The following is a 15682-nucleotide window of genomic DNA, read 5'->3' on the forward strand; positions in this document are numbered from 1 at the left end:
CCGTATTAAATTTCACCATTCTATCTGCTTAATATCAGGATATGGTCTTTATGTTCATGAGTTTAAAGTCATAAATTTGCCCCTGAAGGTAAAGGCAGCTAGAGAAGGTTTATAATTCGCGTATCACGGACAGAGCCAGATGCAAACACCAGGTTTAAAAATCGGAACACGTTCCAGCGCTTTAGCGATGGCACAGGCAGAAGAAACACGTAGCCGTTTGATGGCCGCGCATGGCCTGAGCGAGACTGAGATCGAGATCGTACCGATGTCAACGGCCGGTGATCGCATCCAGGATCGTGCGTTGTCGGAAATTGGCGGCAAAGGCTTGTTTACAGAAGAAATCGAAAATGCCTTGTTGCAGGGACGCATTGATATTGCTGTGCATTCCACCAAGGACATGCCGACGCTGTTGCCTGAAGGGCTATATCTGTCTGCTTATCTGGAGCGTGAAGATCCGCGTGATGCCTTTGTGGGGCGCACTTGCGCACGCCTGACTGATTTGCCTCAGGGCGCCATAGTCGGGTCATCCAGTCTGCGCCGTCAGGCTCAGATCCGGCATATCCGCCCTGATCTTAAGGTGATTACATTTCGTGGTAATGTGAATTCGCGTTTGCGCAAGCTCGAAGAAGGGCAGGTTGATGGTACATTTCTGGCTTTTGCCGGTTTAAAGCGTCTTGGCCTTGAGCATGTGGTGACAGAACTGATGGATATTGACCGGTTTTTGCCAGCGCCGGGCCAAGGGGCGATTACGATTGAAAGCCGCATTGGTGATGCGCGGATTGATGCGCTGCTCAAGCCGCTTAATCATGTGGAAACGTCAATCAGGCTGGCTTGTGAACGGGCATTTCTGGCGCGCCTTGACGGCTCGTGCCGTACGCCGATTGCCGGACTTGCGCAGATCGAAGGCGAGGTTTTGTATTTTTCGGGCATGATTCTGACCCCCGATGGTGCGGTGGTCCATCAAGTGCGCATGCAGGGGGCACTGGCTGAGGCGCGCGCTCTGGGTGAAGAAGCGGCAGATCATCTTAAAATCAAAGCCGGAGCCGAATTTTTTACAAGCTGGAGCTGACTATATGAATGAGGTAACGGGCGGTGGCATGTCAGGATGCAGGGTCTTGGTAACACGCCCTTTACCGGATGCCGTGATAACTGCTGCCAGATTGCAGGCGGCAGGTTATCGCCCGGTTTTATTGCCGGTCAGTGAAACTGTGTCGACAGATTATGGCTTTGATGCACTGGCTGCAGAGGTATTTGATGCGGTTGCCGTGACGAGTGCCAATGCGCTGCGCCACGCAAATGCAGCAAAGCTATCCGCTTATCATCATTTGCAAGTTTATGCTGTGGGCGAAAAAACTGCAAATGTTACACGTGAATCAGGCTTTGATAAAATTTATGCCGGAGATGGCTGGGGATTGCATCTCGGGCAGTATGTGGCACAGCAACAAAAAACAGGCAGCCATGTGCTGTATCTGACTGGCAAAGTCCGGCGTCCGGATTTTGAAGCGCAACTGGCTGCTGCTGGTATTCATGTTCATATTGCTGAAACCTATGATACCAAACCCGTAAGCTATGATGATGCGCAACTTGCAAAACTGGTGCGTGCTGAACCGGCAGATATTATTTTGCTCTATTCTGCGGTGGCTGCCAAACAATTTGCAGCTTTGGACAGACAGGTGCAAAACGGGTTTTTAAACCAAGCCAAACACATATTTTGCCTGTCTCAGCGCATTGCTGCAGAATTGCCGGATCATTGTCAGGCGCGCATTTGCATCAGTGATACACCGGATGAGGCTGGATTGTTGCGTTTATTGGCAGATGCCTAAACGCAGAGCGTGCTAAAGTTTTGACAGTATTTTATCTCAAAATATGCAACCATTTGTTCAATTCCATCATTTACTCTGGATATGAATGGAACAGAGACAGATTTCTGCGAGAGGGCTTATGGCTAAATCCACACTGCCGCGTCATAACAAGACATCCCGTAAACCGGTGACGATTGATCTTGATCCGTCCGATGTGAAGCCTGTGCGTGCTGCCGGTAAGCCGGTTCCAAATGCCGAGCCGGTTGGTAATTTCTCGGATAGCCCGAAAACCGCAGCTGTAGCTGACAAAAAAGCGCCTGAAGCCAAAGTCGCTGAGCCACATCGTCCTGTACAATCTGCTCGTGCCTCTTCTGGCGCCTCAGAAAATGGTACAGGTAAAGCTTCGGGTGGTGCTACGGCTGATAAGACATCAAATCTATCTGAAAATTTATCGGGGAAAACCATGAATTCTGCCAGTGGAACCACTGCACCAGTTTCTAAATCTGCCTCACCATGGTTGGCCGGTTTGGCGGGTGGTATCATTGTGTTGCTTGGTACCACGGCATTGCAATGGTCTGGCTATGGGTTGATTTCAGGGCAGACCACGCAGAATACGGATGCCGAGCAGGCGCTGACTGCGCAGGTAACAAGGCTGGAGCAACAACTTACGGCCTTGCAGGCCGCTCCCGCACCAAAGCCGGATGCAGAGCTGCTGGCGCGGCTTGAAGCTGCTGAAAAAGCGGCGGCTCAGGCACAAAAACTGATCGGTGAATTGCCGCAAACCACAGCGACGCAGACTGATGGTGAGGATGCAGCATTGCGTGAAGCGCTAACACAGCGTTTAAATGCCATGGAAACCAGGCTTGCAACAACCAGCACGCAGGCTGAACAGGCGAATGCAGCTGCCAGTGGTGATAATCAGGCGGTGCAGGATTTAAAAGAGCAGCTCGCAGCATTGCAATTGAAGATTGAAAATCAGGCTAGCGAGCAAGAGAAACAGCCGGATATGGCCGCTATTGTTGCGGTTAATGCACTGAAAGCCGCGATTGATCGCGGTGGTTCATACAGCAATGAATACCAGACTTTCAGCGCACTTGCGCCCGAGACCAATGTACTTACAGCAAATCTGGAGACTATGGCTGCCAAAGGAGTTCCGACACTCAGCCAGCTAAACAGCCGTTTTGCTGTACTTGCTGATCAGATGGTGGCGGTGGAGAACAAACCGGCGGCTGATGCAGGTATCTGGGAGCAACTGAAGGGCAGCGCCAAAGGGTTGGTGCGTTCGCGCCCTGTGGGGGATGTGGCCGGCTCCGGCGTGGGGCCGGTAACTGCACGGATTGAATTTGCCTTGCAAAATGGTGATGCCGAGCGCGCGCTGACTGAATGGGCACAATTACCGGAAGCTGCCAAGCAAATCGGGCAGGAATTTTTCAATGCACTGACCGCCCGCCGCGATGCGGATGCACTGGTTGCCAGATTGATTGCGCAAACGGCGCAGCCAGCAATAAAACCGGCAGCAGAGTAGAAACAAGAAGGAGAACACTATGATCCGGGTTATCCTGTTTCTTGTTGCGGTTGCTGCATTGGGGCTTGGTTTTGGCTGGTTGGCGGATCGTCCGGGTGATTTGGTTTTCACCTTTGCCGGACAACGCTATCATATTACGCTGATGGTGGCTGCAAGCATGATTGTTGCGGCAATCGCGGCTGTGATGCTGCTATGGTGGATGGTTAAAAACCTCATCCGCTCACCTTACATTCTGCAGCGCCATTTTCGTGCGCGCAAACGCGACCGTGGTTACCAGTCCTTATCAACAGGTTTGCTGGCAGCCGGTGCCGGTGACGCTGAGACTGCACGGCGGATGAGCAAACAAGCCGCCGGTTTATTACGTGCTGATCAGGAGCCTCTGATCCGGCTGCTTGATGTGCAGACCGCGATACTTGAGGGGCGTAAAGATGATGTTCGCAAGCATTTTGAAGCGATGATTGCGGATCCTGAAACCAAATTGCTGGGTTTGCGTGGTTTATATCTGGAAGCCAGTCGTGAAAATGTGCGTGAGGCTGCTTTTCAATATGCGAAGGAAGCCAGCACTTTGGCACCGCAACTTGAATGGGCCTCCAATGCGGTGCTGGGTCATAAAGTGCTTGAAGGTGACATACAGGGTGGATTACGTGTACTTGAAGCCCGCAAAAGCACAATCCCTTATGGTAAAGACGGTAAAATTGCCCGTGAGACGCTGAAACGCGACCGTGCGGCATTGCTGAGCGCGCAGGCGATGGCGTTATTCGACAGCGACCCTGTGGCAGCACGACAGGCTTCCGCAGAAGCCTATAAGCTTGAGCCCGACTTTATACCGGCAGCTTTGATCGCTGCGCGCTGCTTATTGCGTGACGGTAATATCCGCAAAGGCAACCGCATTCTTGAAGCCGCATGGAAACGCGAGCCTAACCCTGAAATTGCAGATATCTATGTTCATGGCCGCAGCGGTGATACGGCGCTCGACCGCTTGAAAAAGGCGCGCCATCTTGCGGCATTACGGATGAACAATGCCTCATCGTGCCTCATTGTGGCACAAGCGGCACTGGATGCCGGCGAACTGACCTTAGCCCGTGATAATGCTGAAGCAGCATTGAAGCTTAATCCGCGCCGCAGTGTATATTTGCTGATGGCTGATATTGAAGAAGCACAGACCGGTGAGCAGGGGCGCGTGCGTGAATGGCTGGCACGAGCATTGAAGGCACCACGTGATCCGGCATGGACTGCTGATGGCGTGGTTTCAAGTCAATGGGCGCCGGTTTCGCCGGTAACAGGCCGGTTGAACGCTTTTGAGTGGAAAGTACCGCTGGCAGAGATGGAAGTTTCCGGTGCACCGGTGCTGGATAATCTTGATTTATTTGAAGATAGTCCTGTTGCCAGCAAGTCGAAAATGCCTGTTTCATTGCAACCAACTTCATTACCAGTTGTGCCGGTGGTTATTGATGCAAAGCATGCACGGGATGACATTGAAGAGGCGGAAACTTTGCCGGCTGTTGCTGCCGTTTCAGCAAACACGTCTGAACAAACTGGTAAATCTGCTGATCTGCGCAATGCCAAAGTCACGATTTTGTCTGATAGTACAGATGATCCTCTGGCTGTTGCCGCACGCTTGCAAAATAAAGCGAAGCCTAAATATGACAGCGACGACGAGCATCATCATCATTTGAGTGTGGATGATCCGGGCGTTGCCGGTGAAAGTAATACTGCTAAGAAAAAATCAAATAACTTACGATTGTTTTGATGAAATTCGCGGGTATTTTAAATTTTTTGTTGCAGCTTAGAGACTCCTAGAAAGATTAGTATGTGCTTTCTTGTCAAAGTAATTTTTGAGGCTTTGCGCATAACATAAGTCTGGACTATGTTCGATGTGTATTGAGCATTTTTCTGAGCACTGGAGCAGTTATGTTTGAGCGTCTTTTAAGTTTTTTCAAAGAGTTGCCTGGTATTGAACTCCGTACGAAAAAACAAACTTTCGCTGATGAAGACCCTCGGCTGGCTGCAGCGGCATTGATGTTTCATGTTATTGAAGCCGATGGTGAGCAGCATGAAAAAGAGCGTAAACGTCTTTCTGAGCTGTTATCACAAGCCTATGATTTACAGGGCGATGACTTACAGGCGCTGATTAAAGCCGCTGAAATTGCAGATCAGGAATCGATTGATTTTTATCGTTTCACCAGCGTTTTAAAGCGACATCTCGATGTACCTGCACGCCTTAACTTTATCGAAGTGCTGTGGGAAATGGTTTATGCTGACGGTGAAGTGGGCGAAATCGAAGATAATATCATGTGGCGGATTGCTGATTTGATCGGTGTTGATCCGCAGCAGCGTATTGGTTTGAAGTTGCGGGTCGCTGAGCGGGCAAAATCAGCGCTTGATAGCGCAGCTGTTGTAGCAGAGCCTGAAATTCATAAGGATATAGCCGCTGAGACCAAATAATAGATTCTAAAAAGGCCGTCTCAGACGGCCTTTTTATTATACTTTAGCGACTAGAGCATTTCGTAGTCCAATGGAATCATTGGACGGCCACGATAATGCGTAAAACAATAACTTAGAGCGGATTACATGATCCAATTTAAACGTAAACCGCTCTAGTCACGAGACAAAAGCCCTTTCCAGATGACGGCACCTAGTGCGGCACCGATCAGCGGAGCAACCCAAAATAACCAGAGCTGGCTAAGGGCTGCCGTGTCTGCAAATAATGCAACTGCAGTAGAGCGTGCCGGATTAACCGATGTGTTGGTGACCGGAATAGAGATCAGGTGGATCAGGGTGAGGCCGAGCCCTATCGCAATTGGTGCGAAGCCTGCCGGTGCCCGCGAGGATGTGGAGCCCAGAATAATGATCAGGAAAAATGCAGTCAGTACCACTTCAATAGCAAATGCTGCCTGAAGATTGTACTTGCCCGGCGATAGATCGCCATAGCCGTTCGATGCGAAACCGCCGGCACTGAAATCGGCATTGCCACTGGCAATGAAATAGAGAATTGCAGCGGCGACAATACCGCCGATGAGCTGTGCGATCCAATAAGGGATCAGGTCTTTCGATTCAAACCGGCCACCGAGTGTAAGGCCAAGTGTGACTGCAGGGTTGAAATGGCCACCGGAAATACCGCCAACGGCATAAGCCATTGTGAGAACGGTTAAACCGAAAGCAAGGGCAACACCGGCAAAGCCGATACCCAGTTCCGGATAGGCCGCCGCTAGAACGGCGCTGCCGCAGCCACCAAAAACCAGCCAGAATGTACCGAAACATTCAGCAGATAGCTTGTTTAACATTGAAGGTGTTTTTTGCATATTTATCCCCGAGACAGTTTAGCAAAAACTAAAATACTTGAATGGAATTATATATTGCTTCATGAATATGCGGTGTTTCATAAAAAATGCCAGTTCTTTTTTTAAAAGGCGTTTTTTTATAAGTCATTGTTTTGTAATATAATATCTTATTATACGTTCAATTTCTTATGTAATAAATAGTTATTTTAGCTTATCGTGATATTATGGGGGCTGTGCTGTTGTTTTATGTGTCAGCTTGGTTTTTCAGTATAAATCAGCATTATGATTGACGTGGCAATCGGATGCCTGAATTGGTATCCCCAAATTTGCAACGCAGCGCTTAAAAGCGGTGGGTTTGTTTTTTCTGACTGTTGCCAGGTTTTAAAGTGTTGTAGCCTTGGAAAAGGTTTTTGAGCATGCTGCTCGCAAATTTTTAAGATTATACTCTAACGATTTCCGGAGTATCGGCATTGGTGAATATTTTGAAGCGCCGACAGCTTACAAGCTCTCAGTTGCTGCTCTGGCCTATGATGGCTGTTCTGGCTGGTTGCACCGGAACAGCAACTGCCTGGACTGAAAAAGTAACGATCGAGCAAGTTGAGCTGCCAAAAGAATGCGCAGGCTGGCAAAAAATCAATCTCAAGCAGCGGGCTTATTTTACGTTGATGCGTGAAGATCCGGGTCTGATTATGGAAATAGATTCCCATAATCTCAAAGGCAAAAACCTCGGATGCTGGCAATAAATCAGGCTGGATATACAATATAATCTGCCTTTATTCATAGTTCATAGAGCTCAGGATATGTGATGCATCTGGATATTATTGAGCTGCAATCATTTTATTCAACCGCTTTAGGCAGGCTGGCGGTTTCTACAATTTCTTCTGCTTTGGATCCGATATGGCTGCCAATGCCGCAAGAGCGGCTGGTGGGGATTGGCTATACCCTGCCTTATCTCGATAATTATGCTGAGAAGGCCGAGCGGGCATTTGCCTTTATGCCGGCCCGTCAGGGCGCTACCGGCTGGCCGCATAATGGAGCGCTCAGCACTGCGTTGGTTTATGATGAAGAATTGCCGCTACCTGATAGTTCTGTTGACCGGATTTTACTGGTGCATACACTCGAATTTTCAGAAAGCAGTGCTGAAACGCTGAAGGAAATGTGGCGTGTCTTATCGCCCAATGGCCAGCTGATTGTGGTTGTTCCTAACCGGCGTGGTGTGTGGGCACGTATGGAACATACACCTTTTGGTAGCGGGCGTCCTTTCAGTCGCGGGCAATTATTGCAGGCTTTTCGTGAAGCCAATTTTACACCGGGTAAGATTGTGGATGCGCTGCATGTGCCGCCAACACGCTGGCGCTGGCTGCAACAATCATCGGGTCTGTTTGAAACGCTCGGTAACCGGCTATGGCCGCTTTTGGGTGGTGTGGTTGTGGGCGAGGCGCATAAGCGGCTCTATCAGGGGTTGCCGGTCTTAAAACGTACATCACGGCGCGTTTTTGTGCCGGTACTCAATCCGCAAGGCACGGCACGTCAGCATAAAAGTGCTTATGACGAGCCGCAGGCTCACACATAATTTTCCCACTAAGCATTTTATTGCTAAAGCAGTTTCAGGAAAAGTGGAAACCGGTTTTCCGTCCGAAACTGCGTTTAAACAAACAGATAGAGCGGTTGCCTGCTTCAATAAAAAATGAAAACGTTCTAGCGTTTGAGCAAGAACACAGCCTGTTGACCCAGCAGGTTCCAGCAGCCCCATGGCAAGTTAAATGACATCCGCTCGCCATTGCGGTTGAGCGCTACCGCATCTTCCACTGTTGCGCCGACTTCTTTTGTCATATCCACAAAATCACGGATGGTGCAGAAGTGAATATTCGGCGTGTCATACCAGCTGAATGGCAGTTCTTTGGTTACAGGCATACGCCCGCGAAACATCAGTGAACCGCGCACCCGCCAATAGCCAAAATTAGGAATTGAAACGATTGCACGCTCGCCGATACGCAGCAATTCGCTGAGAACTTTTTTCGGGTTGAGTGTGGCCTGCAATGTCTGGGATAGGATCACGTAATCAAAGCTTGAATCCGGATAATAAACCAGATCACGATCAGCATCGCCCTGAATGACTGAGAGGCCACGCGTCAGGCACTGGTTGACGCCGCTTTGTGAAAGCTCCACACCGCGGCCATCAACATTACGGCTATCACGCAGCAACTGCAGTAATTCCCCATCGCCACAGCCAACATCCAGCACCCGTGTGCCGGGGCGCACAAGTGAGGCAATAATATCGAAATCAACACGGTTATGAATATGTGAGACCGGCTGGTTTTCTTGCGGGAATATGCCGGTAGCGTCAGGATTATCCGTTGCAATTATTGGGTTAGGCTTGGTGTCAGTCATAAAATTTACAGACCTTTCGCCCGTGCTGCAGAACGGATAAAACCATCTATCGTTGAAAACAGTACCGGCTCTTCCAGCAGGAAGGCATCGTGGCCGCGATCGGTTTCAATCTCGACGAAAGAAACCGAAGCACCGGCAGCATTGAGCGCATGAACCACAAGGCGGCTTTCAGAGGTCGGGAACAACCAGTCACTGGAAAAGGATGCAACAAAAAACCGTGTTTTGGTGCCGGTAAAGGCAGAGGCCAGCAAACCGTTATGTTCCGCCGCCATATCAAAATAATCCATGGCGCGGGTCAGATAAAGATAAGAATTGGCATCAAAGCGATCGACAAAACTATTACCCTGATGACGCAGATAGCTCTCAATCTGAAAATCTGCTTCAAAACCGAAAGTTATATTGGTACGATCCTGCAGATTGCGCCCGAATTTTCGGTGCAGAGCAGTTTCCGACAAATAGGTAATATGCGCGGCCATACGCGCAACCGACAGACCTTTACGCGGTGTGGTATCTGATTTTGTCAGATATTCCCCGTCCAGCCATTGCGGATCGGCCATAACGGCCTGACGGCCAACCTCGTTAAAGGCAATATTTTGTGCGGAAAGCCGCGCACCGCTGGCCAGAATGACCGCAGAAAACACTTTTTGCGGATAACTTGATGCCCATTGCAGCACCTGCATGCCGCCAACAGAGCCGCCAACCACTGCCAGCAATTGCGATATGCCGAGATGCTCCACAAGCATAGCCTGTGCGCGCACCATATCACCTATTGTGATAATTGGCAGATCAAGGGCATAGGGTTTGCCGGTTGCCGGATTTACGGAGGCCGGCCCTGTTGAGCCCATGCAGCTGCCGATCACATTGGAGCAGATAACAAAATAGCGATCCGTATCAATGGGTTTTCCGGGGCCAACCAGTGTTGTCCACCAGCCGTCTTTACCGGTAATCGGATTGGTATTGGCCACATGCTGGTCGCCGGTCAAAGCATGGCAGATCAGTATTGCATTGCTTTTATCGGCATTCAGGGTGCCATAAGACTGATAGGCAAGCTGAAACGGGCTTAAGACTGAGCCGCTGTCGAGTTGCAGCGGTTTGTCTTCGCCAAAATAAGCAACAGGGCTGCTCGGCTGAACAGCTTCCTGATTGCGGGTGTCGGATATGGTGGCAGTTTCAGCTGATATTGTCATAAAACATATGGTGGTTGAATTTTCTGTAGCTAGGATCTGTGAGGGTAGAAAGTCAAGGTTTCTCTCGACTTGTTACGCGATGCGGTTTATGCCGCATAGGTCATAACACGTATGAAGGCATGTTCCGGTTCGTATAAACGATAATATACTTCAATGCGTTGTTTTTGTGCATAATATCTTTCAACAACACAGGCACCCAATATTGGATAAGAATGATGAACGATTTCGAGAAAGCTCAACGCCCAACTCCTAAAGCCGGCGTTATGGATATTGCTGCTTATGTACCGGGTAAGGCCACGCTTGGTGGTGCGAACAAAGTACACAAGTTGTCTGCCAATGAAAGCCCGCTGGGTGCAAGCCCGCATGCTGTTGAAGCTTATCGTACAACCGAACATTATTTGAGCTCCTATCCGGATGGTGAAGTGATGGCACTGCGTCAGGCAATTGCGGAAACGCAAGGCCTGAACATTGAAAATATCCTGTGCGGCAACGGTTCTGATGAATTGCTTGGCTTGCTGTGCCAGACTTATCTGGCTGCGGGCGATGAGGCTGTTTTCACCGATCACGGTTTTCTGATTTATAAAATTCAGACACTGGCCGCCGGTGCCAAGCCGGTGATTGTGAAAGAAAATGATACTGTGATTGATGTGGATGCGGTGCTTGCTGCAATCACTGACAGGACAAAAATCGTTTTTGTGACCAATCCGGGCAATCCGACCGGCACATATCTGCCTTTCGCAGAGATCAACCGTTTGCATGCTGGTCTGCCGAAACATGTTTTGCTGGTGCTTGATGCTGCTTATGCGGAATATGTACGCAAGAATGATTATGAGGCCGGTGTGGCGCTGGTTTCCAGCAGCGACAATGTGGTGATGACACGCACATTCTCTAAAATTCATGGTCTGCCTGCGCTGCGCATCGGCTGGATGTATGCGCCTGCACATGTCACGGATGCGGTAAACCGTGTGCGTGGTCCGTTCAATATGAACAGCGCTGCGATTGCAGCCGGAGCTGCGGCTATTCGTGACCGTAATCATGTGCAAGCCTCTGTAGAGTTTAATACGCAGTGGTCGCAGTGGCTGAGCGAAGCGTTCACTAAGCTCGGATTGAAAGTAACACCTTCGGTTACAAATTTTCTGCTGGTGCATTTTCCTGATACTGCCAACAAGTCTGCGGCTAAAGCCGATGAATATCTGCAATCAAAGGGTTATATTTTGCGTCGCGTAACATCCTATGGCTTTCCTGAAGCCTTGCGGATGAGCATCGGCTCGGAAGAAGCCAATCGCGGCGTGATTGCCGCTCTCGAAGAGTTTTTGAAGTCTTGATATGTCTGATATTCATTTTAATAAAATTGCGCTGATCGGTATTGGTCTGATTGGCTCCTCTCTTGCCCGTGTCATCCGCCGTGAAGGGCTGGCACAGCATATTGCTATTGCTACCCGCAGCCCTGCAACGCTGAAACGCGCTGAAGAGCTGGGGCTGGGCGATAGCTACACAACCGATAATGCCGAGGCTGTGCAGGATGCGGATCTGGTGATTGTCTCTGTGCCGGTCGGCTCTTCAGGGTTGGTCGCCAGCCAGATTGCCGGTGCGCTTAAAGCCGGTGCAATTGTCACCGATGTCGGCTCAACAAAAGCCTCTGTGATTGCCCAGATGCAACCGGAACTACCGGATAATGTACATTTTATTCCGGGGCATCCGATTGCGGGAACGGAATATTCAGGGCCGGATGCAGGCTTTGCCGATTTGTTTATCAATCGCTGGTGTATTCTGACACCGCTGCCCGATACAGATGCAGAAGCGCTGGCAAAGCTGAATGCATTTTGGGAGGCCTGCGGTTCAAAGACCGATCAGATGGATCCGCAGCATCATGATCTGGTGCTGGCCATTGTTTCGCATCTGCCACATATTATTGCTTATAATATTGTTGGTACAGCCAATGATCTGGAAAAAGTTACCGAGTCTGAAGTGATCAAATATTCGGCTTCGGGCTTTCGTGATTTTACCCGTTTAGCGGCATCTGATCCGACAATGTGGCGTGATGTGTGCCTGCATAATAAAGATGCAATTCTGGAAATGCTGGGACGCTTTTCAGAAGATCTGGCCTCTTTACAACGCGCAATTCGCTGGGAAGACGGCGATGCTTTGTTCGATATATTCACACGTACCCGTGCCATTCGCCGTGGTATTATTGAAGCCGGACAAGAGGTGGATGCTCCTAACTTTGGCCGTGAGGCAGCGAGCAAAGTAAAAGCCTGACAGGCCTGAGCAAAGGCAGAATATTTAAAAACCCGCCGCTGAGATCAGTGGCGGGTTTTTGTTATTATAGCAGAGGCAACCGGCCGAGCGGGATAAAGCCGGCACTGGCTTTGCCATTTCTGACCACCACAGGCACTATGGTTGCACCGGTCTCATCTTTAGGCATAGAACCGAGTGCAAAAATAACGGTGCTGATATTTTTTGCCTGATCGGGAAAGGCAGTTTCAAGTGCGCTGCCGATAGCGGTCGGATTGGTGAGACGAATTTTCAAATCTGCATTGATCAGCCCTGTCTCATCCACTGATGCGGGGCCGCTGATGCTAAAGCTGGCGCCAGATGGCAGCAGGAACAACATCTGATTGAGCTGTAATGACTTGTTGCGCAAGATGCTGCCATTCTCATCGGGTTGGCTGAAAGCAGCAAGACTTGCAGGTGAGCTGATATCAATCAGACCATCGAGCTCTGGCAGTGCCGGAAGGTGAGTTTCACCGGTCAGGCGCAGATCATTGAAAGCCATTTTGAGTTTTAAGGGTTCTGCAATGCTGTTGAGGTCAATCTTCAGATCAAGCAGTTCAAGGCCGGGATCTGTGATTGCCGGTTCTGCGATACCCGCCTGCTGCAGGCGCAGATTATCTGTGCTGAGGCTGATATCCTGCGTGGCATTGCCGTTTAAGCGTGCTGAGGCTTTGAGCTTACTCCAGTCTGCTTGCAGCGGAACCAGCCCTGCAATATGAATTGTTGCCGGGCTGGTGGCCAATGCCTGAATAGTTCGTGGTGAAAACACAGAGGCGCCGATATTAACCGCATTGGCAGCTACAGCGAGTGTCTGGTCATGATCTTCAAAACTGAAATCTGAACAGGTAACATAGAGCGACAGCGGAAATCCGCGGGCTGAGACAGACTGACATTTGGTACTCTGGCGACCTGAGTTTTCCTGTAGCGCCAGTTCGTGTATCACGCGTTCTTTGGCGATTGATGCGAGATAAAGCCAACCCGCTACATACAAGACGACAATGAGCAGAGCGGTAAGTCCTGCCCATAGCAGACGCCGTGATTTTTTCGGGGTGGGGTGCAGGTTTGCCATCGTGAGCGGGCCTTTTATTGAGAAACAGTGATAGCCATCGGGAAATGCAGAGAGCTTTGACCTCTATAATTATAAATGATCATCGATGTTGCCCCCGCGGAATGGTTTTTTATTGCGGCATTATGATTGATAATAATTTTCTGCGCAGGCTCTTTCAGAGAAACGTGTTCAGTTCTTTTGAAAAGTTGAAGACCGGTTATAATCTGTGTTCTGAATTACCCGTGATTTGCAGCGCATCATATAGTTTGCACAGTCAGGTCACGTATTTATTTATGCATTATATGAATTTTGAAAGACAAGCAAAAGCAAACCAATGGTATCAGATCAAGGCTCTCATTTAGACAGAAATCTTTCAATTTTATCGGTCCAGGACAAAGTAAACTCTGCCGATCTTTGGGTTTTTGGTTACGGGTCACTGATGTGGCGTCCGGGTTTTGAAAGCACTGAAAATTTACCGGCAGTGCTTACCGGTTATAGCCGGTCATTATGCATTTATTCCCACGTCTATCGTGGCAGTCCTGATACGCCGGGTTTGGTACTGGGGCTGGATCAGGGTGGGTTTTGCCATGGTCAGGCATTTCGTGTGGCTGCTGATATCAGAGAGCAGGTTCTGGATTATTTGCGTGATAGGGAGCAAGTCACCGGAGTTTATCTCGAAAAATGGCTGCAAATCACTTTAGCGGATGGCCGCGCGGTTGAAGCTCTGGTTTATGTTGCCGATTGTGCTCACAGCCAATATGCCAAAGCGCTGAGTGTGGAAGATATGGCGCAGATTGTTAGAAAGGCCTGCGGACAGGCGGGCCCAAATCTTGATTATGTCAGCAATACTATTCGCCATTTGCAGGAAATGAATATTTTTGATGAGCGGCTGGAAGCCGTGATTGCGTGTCTGGAAAACCAGACAGACTGAAATATTTAACAGTTTGCAGCTGTTCCGATGACTTTTTCGCGCGGTGATCTTGTGATTGCCTGTTGTGCTGTTTAAATGTGTTCTATCCGCTGCGCAAAGCTGCAGTGAACCGTTACAGCTGGTAGGAGACATTTATGATCGCAATTTTGCGCACCGTTGATCTGGCGCTGGATATTTTCACCTGGATCATCATTGCCAGTGCGGTGTTTTCCTGGCTCTATGCTTTCAATGTGGTCAATTCAAATAACCGCTTTGTGGCATCTATCGGTACATTTCTTTATAAAGTAACTGAGCCTGTTCTGCGTCCGATCCGCCGAATTTTGCCGGATTTGGGCGGCATTGATCTTTCACCGATCATTTTGCTGCTACTGATTTTCTTCATTCGTCAGTTTATGTGGACCACATTGGCTCCTGCGCTGTTGAGTTAAATAAAAACCCGCCGAAAGGCGGGTTTTTTAATTAGATGCGTTGTATGATTGGCCACTTGGGAGACTGACCAATCTGTCACGCCATTATTTAGCTTGTTTGGCGCGCTCAATTGCTTCCACAATAAATTTGCGGGCGTAATCTTCATCACCCCAATCGCCGATCTTAACCCATTTGCCAGGTTCCAGATCTTTGTAATGTTCAAAGAAATGGGCAATCTGCTGCAGAGTGATTTCCGGCAGGTCAGTGTAGTTGTGAACTTTTTCATAACGCAGGGTCAGTTGCGGAGACGGTACGGCGATGATTTTTTCATCTTTACCCGCATTGTCTTCCATGATCAGCACGCCAATCGGACGCACATTGATCACGCAGCCCGGAATAAGCGGACGCGTGTTGCAGACCAGAACGTCAATCGGATCACCATCTTCCGACAAAGTATGCGGAACAAAACCGTAATTGCCCGGATAGGTCATTGGTGTGTAGAGAAAGCGGTCGACGATCAATGCGCCGGCTTCTTTATCCATCTCGTATTTGATCGGGTGTCCGCCGACCGGTACTTCGATGATGACGTTAACATCTTCAGGAGGGTTTGAGCCGATTGAAATGGCATCGATATTCATGGGCGTGTCCTTTCATTTGGCGTTCTGATATCGGTTTTCGCGAAACCGTGCAACCAAAACGAAATTTTAGCAAAAGCGGCTTATTGTCATGCGGTGATTATGAGTAAATTATCAGCAGATCTTGCCCATGATGTTTATCACGGCATTTGTGCTAACTCTCTGTATTTGAACGTGTCGTTTTGGCGAAACGCAGTGTT

The 15682-nt window shown here is 49.3% G+C and carries 16 protein-coding genes; 11 read left to right on the forward strand and 5 right to left on the reverse strand.

All coding sequences use genetic code 11. The annotated features are described in order from the left end of the window. Positions 1–139 precede the first annotated feature (139 nt). The 5 genes from hemC to MP213Fo_RS08785 all read left to right on the forward strand — a co-directional run bounded on the left by hemC (position 140) and on the right by MP213Fo_RS08785 (position 5772). On the forward strand, positions 140–1069 hold the full coding sequence (gene hemC / locus MP213Fo_RS08765) for a hydroxymethylbilane synthase (protein ID WP_421088667.1): 930 nt from the start codon (positions 140–142) through the stop codon (positions 1067–1069). Positions 1070–1073: 4 nt separating this feature from the next. Next, a complete protein-coding gene (locus tag MP213Fo_RS08770) occupies positions 1074–1823 on the forward strand; it encodes a uroporphyrinogen-III synthase (RefSeq protein WP_421088668.1) in 750 nt (249 codons plus the stop codon). A 118-nt stretch (positions 1824–1941) separates the two neighbouring features. Next, on the forward strand, positions 1942–3327 hold the full coding sequence (locus tag MP213Fo_RS08775) for a COG4223 family protein (RefSeq protein WP_421088669.1): 1386 nt from the start codon (positions 1942–1944) through the stop codon (positions 3325–3327). A 19-nt stretch (positions 3328–3346) separates the two neighbouring features. After that, the gene (locus MP213Fo_RS08780; RefSeq protein WP_421088670.1) at positions 3347–5077 is read left to right on the forward strand and encodes a heme biosynthesis protein HemY; all 1731 of its coding nucleotides are present in this window, start codon (positions 3347–3349) and stop codon (positions 5075–5077) included. 161 nt (positions 5078–5238) lie between these two features. Then, positions 5239–5772: a TerB family tellurite resistance protein gene (locus MP213Fo_RS08785; protein WP_421088671.1), complete on the forward strand. Its 534-nt coding sequence runs from the start codon at positions 5239–5241 to the stop codon at positions 5770–5772. Between the two features lie 152 nt (positions 5773–5924). Here the strand turns inward: MP213Fo_RS08785 and aqpZ are convergent, their stop codons facing one another. Further along, on the reverse strand, positions 5925–6611 hold the full coding sequence (gene aqpZ, locus MP213Fo_RS08790) for an aquaporin Z (protein WP_421091080.1): 687 nt from the start codon (positions 6609–6611) through the stop codon (positions 5925–5927). Between the two features lie 524 nt (positions 6612–7135). Here aqpZ and MP213Fo_RS08795 point away from each other — a divergent pair. Both MP213Fo_RS08795 and MP213Fo_RS08800 read left to right on the forward strand, forming a co-directional pair. Next, positions 7136–7351: a hypothetical protein gene (locus MP213Fo_RS08795; protein ID WP_421091081.1), complete on the forward strand. Its 216-nt coding sequence runs from the start codon at positions 7136–7138 to the stop codon at positions 7349–7351. A gap of 62 nt (positions 7352–7413) precedes the next feature. Then, positions 7414–8181, forward strand: a complete 768-nt coding sequence (locus tag MP213Fo_RS08800) for a class I SAM-dependent methyltransferase (RefSeq protein WP_421088672.1) — start codon at positions 7414–7416, stop codon at positions 8179–8181. Between the two features lie 125 nt (positions 8182–8306). On the opposite strand, the gene metW is transcribed toward MP213Fo_RS08800, so the two are convergent. Both metW and metX read right to left on the reverse strand, forming a co-directional pair. Then, on the reverse strand, positions 8307–8999 hold the full coding sequence (gene metW, locus MP213Fo_RS08805) for a methionine biosynthesis protein MetW (RefSeq protein ID WP_421088673.1): 693 nt from the start codon (positions 8997–8999) through the stop codon (positions 8307–8309). Positions 9000–9004: 5 nt separating this feature from the next. Then, a complete protein-coding gene (gene metX / locus MP213Fo_RS08810) occupies positions 9005–10186 on the reverse strand; it encodes a homoserine O-acetyltransferase MetX (protein ID WP_421088674.1) in 1182 nt (393 codons plus the stop codon). 215 nt (positions 10187–10401) lie between these two features. Here metX and hisC point away from each other — a divergent pair, with 215 nt between their 5' ends. Both hisC and MP213Fo_RS08820 read left to right on the forward strand, forming a co-directional pair. Next, a complete protein-coding gene (gene hisC, locus MP213Fo_RS08815) occupies positions 10402–11511 on the forward strand; it encodes a histidinol-phosphate transaminase (protein WP_421088675.1) in 1110 nt (369 codons plus the stop codon). Position 11512: 1 nt separating this feature from the next. Continuing rightward, entirely contained in the window at positions 11513–12445 is a 933-nt protein-coding gene (locus MP213Fo_RS08820) for a prephenate/arogenate dehydrogenase family protein (protein ID WP_421088676.1), read from the forward strand. Between the two features lie 64 nt (positions 12446–12509). Here MP213Fo_RS08820 and MP213Fo_RS08825 read toward each other — a convergent pair whose 3' ends face one another. Beyond that, positions 12510–13529 carry a DUF2125 domain-containing protein gene (locus MP213Fo_RS08825; RefSeq protein ID WP_421088677.1) on the reverse strand — a complete coding sequence of 340 codons (1020 nt, stop codon included), beginning with the start codon at positions 13527–13529 and terminating at the stop codon, positions 12510–12512. A gap of 355 nt (positions 13530–13884) precedes the next feature. Between MP213Fo_RS08825 and MP213Fo_RS08830 the strand changes: the two genes are divergently transcribed. Together MP213Fo_RS08830 and MP213Fo_RS08835 are read left to right on the forward strand one after the other, a co-directional pair. Then, complete coding sequence (locus tag MP213Fo_RS08830; RefSeq protein WP_421091082.1) at positions 13885–14439, forward strand: gamma-glutamylcyclotransferase; 555 nt, start codon at positions 13885–13887, stop codon at positions 14437–14439. Between the two features lie 134 nt (positions 14440–14573). Beyond that, positions 14574–14867: a YggT family protein gene (locus tag MP213Fo_RS08835; protein ID WP_421088678.1), complete on the forward strand. Its 294-nt coding sequence runs from the start codon at positions 14574–14576 to the stop codon at positions 14865–14867. Between the two features lie 84 nt (positions 14868–14951). Here MP213Fo_RS08835 and ppa read toward each other — a convergent pair whose 3' ends face one another. Beyond that, a complete protein-coding gene (gene ppa / locus MP213Fo_RS08840) occupies positions 14952–15485 on the reverse strand; it encodes an inorganic diphosphatase (RefSeq protein ID WP_421088679.1) in 534 nt (177 codons plus the stop codon). Positions 15486–15682 lie beyond the last annotated feature (197 nt).

The sequence above is a fragment of the Pseudochrobactrum mosebachae genome (assembly GCF_048914685.1).
In the GTDB taxonomy this organism is placed as follows: Bacteria; Pseudomonadota; Alphaproteobacteria; order Rhizobiales; family Rhizobiaceae; genus Pseudochrobactrum.

What these genes read in the sequence shown, in the direction of transcription:
- hemC (WP_421088667.1), top strand. Translation starts at nt 140, where the DNA reads ATGCAAACACCAGGTTTAAAAATCGGAACACGTTCCAGCGCTTTAGCG.
- MP213Fo_RS08770 (WP_421088668.1), top strand. Translation starts at nt 1,074, where the DNA reads ATGAATGAGGTAACGGGCGGTGGCATGTCAGGATGCAGGGTCTTGGTA.
- MP213Fo_RS08775 (WP_421088669.1), top strand. Translation starts at nt 1,942, where the DNA reads ATGGCTAAATCCACACTGCCGCGTCATAACAAGACATCCCGTAAACCG.
- MP213Fo_RS08780 (WP_421088670.1), top strand. Translation starts at nt 3,347, where the DNA reads ATGATCCGGGTTATCCTGTTTCTTGTTGCGGTTGCTGCATTGGGGCTT.
- MP213Fo_RS08785 (WP_421088671.1), top strand. Translation starts at nt 5,239, where the DNA reads ATGTTTGAGCGTCTTTTAAGTTTTTTCAAAGAGTTGCCTGGTATTGAA.
- aqpZ (WP_421091080.1), bottom strand. Translation starts at nt 6,611, where the DNA reads ATGTTAAACAAGCTATCTGCTGAATGTTTCGGTACATTCTGGCTGGTT.
- MP213Fo_RS08795 (WP_421091081.1), top strand. Translation starts at nt 7,136, where the DNA reads ATGATGGCTGTTCTGGCTGGTTGCACCGGAACAGCAACTGCCTGGACT.
- MP213Fo_RS08800 (WP_421088672.1), top strand. Translation starts at nt 7,414, where the DNA reads ATGCATCTGGATATTATTGAGCTGCAATCATTTTATTCAACCGCTTTA.
- metW (WP_421088673.1), bottom strand. Translation starts at nt 8,999, where the DNA reads ATGACTGACACCAAGCCTAACCCAATAATTGCAACGGATAATCCTGAC.
- metX (WP_421088674.1), bottom strand. Translation starts at nt 10,186, where the DNA reads ATGACAATATCAGCTGAAACTGCCACCATATCCGACACCCGCAATCAG.
- hisC (WP_421088675.1), top strand. Translation starts at nt 10,402, where the DNA reads ATGAACGATTTCGAGAAAGCTCAACGCCCAACTCCTAAAGCCGGCGTT.
- MP213Fo_RS08820 (WP_421088676.1), top strand. Translation starts at nt 11,513, where the DNA reads ATGTCTGATATTCATTTTAATAAAATTGCGCTGATCGGTATTGGTCTG.
- MP213Fo_RS08825 (WP_421088677.1), bottom strand. Translation starts at nt 13,529, where the DNA reads ATGGCAAACCTGCACCCCACCCCGAAAAAATCACGGCGTCTGCTATGG.
- MP213Fo_RS08835 (WP_421088678.1), top strand. Translation starts at nt 14,574, where the DNA reads ATGATCGCAATTTTGCGCACCGTTGATCTGGCGCTGGATATTTTCACC.
- ppa (WP_421088679.1), bottom strand. Translation starts at nt 15,485, where the DNA reads ATGAATATCGATGCCATTTCAATCGGCTCAAACCCTCCTGAAGATGTT.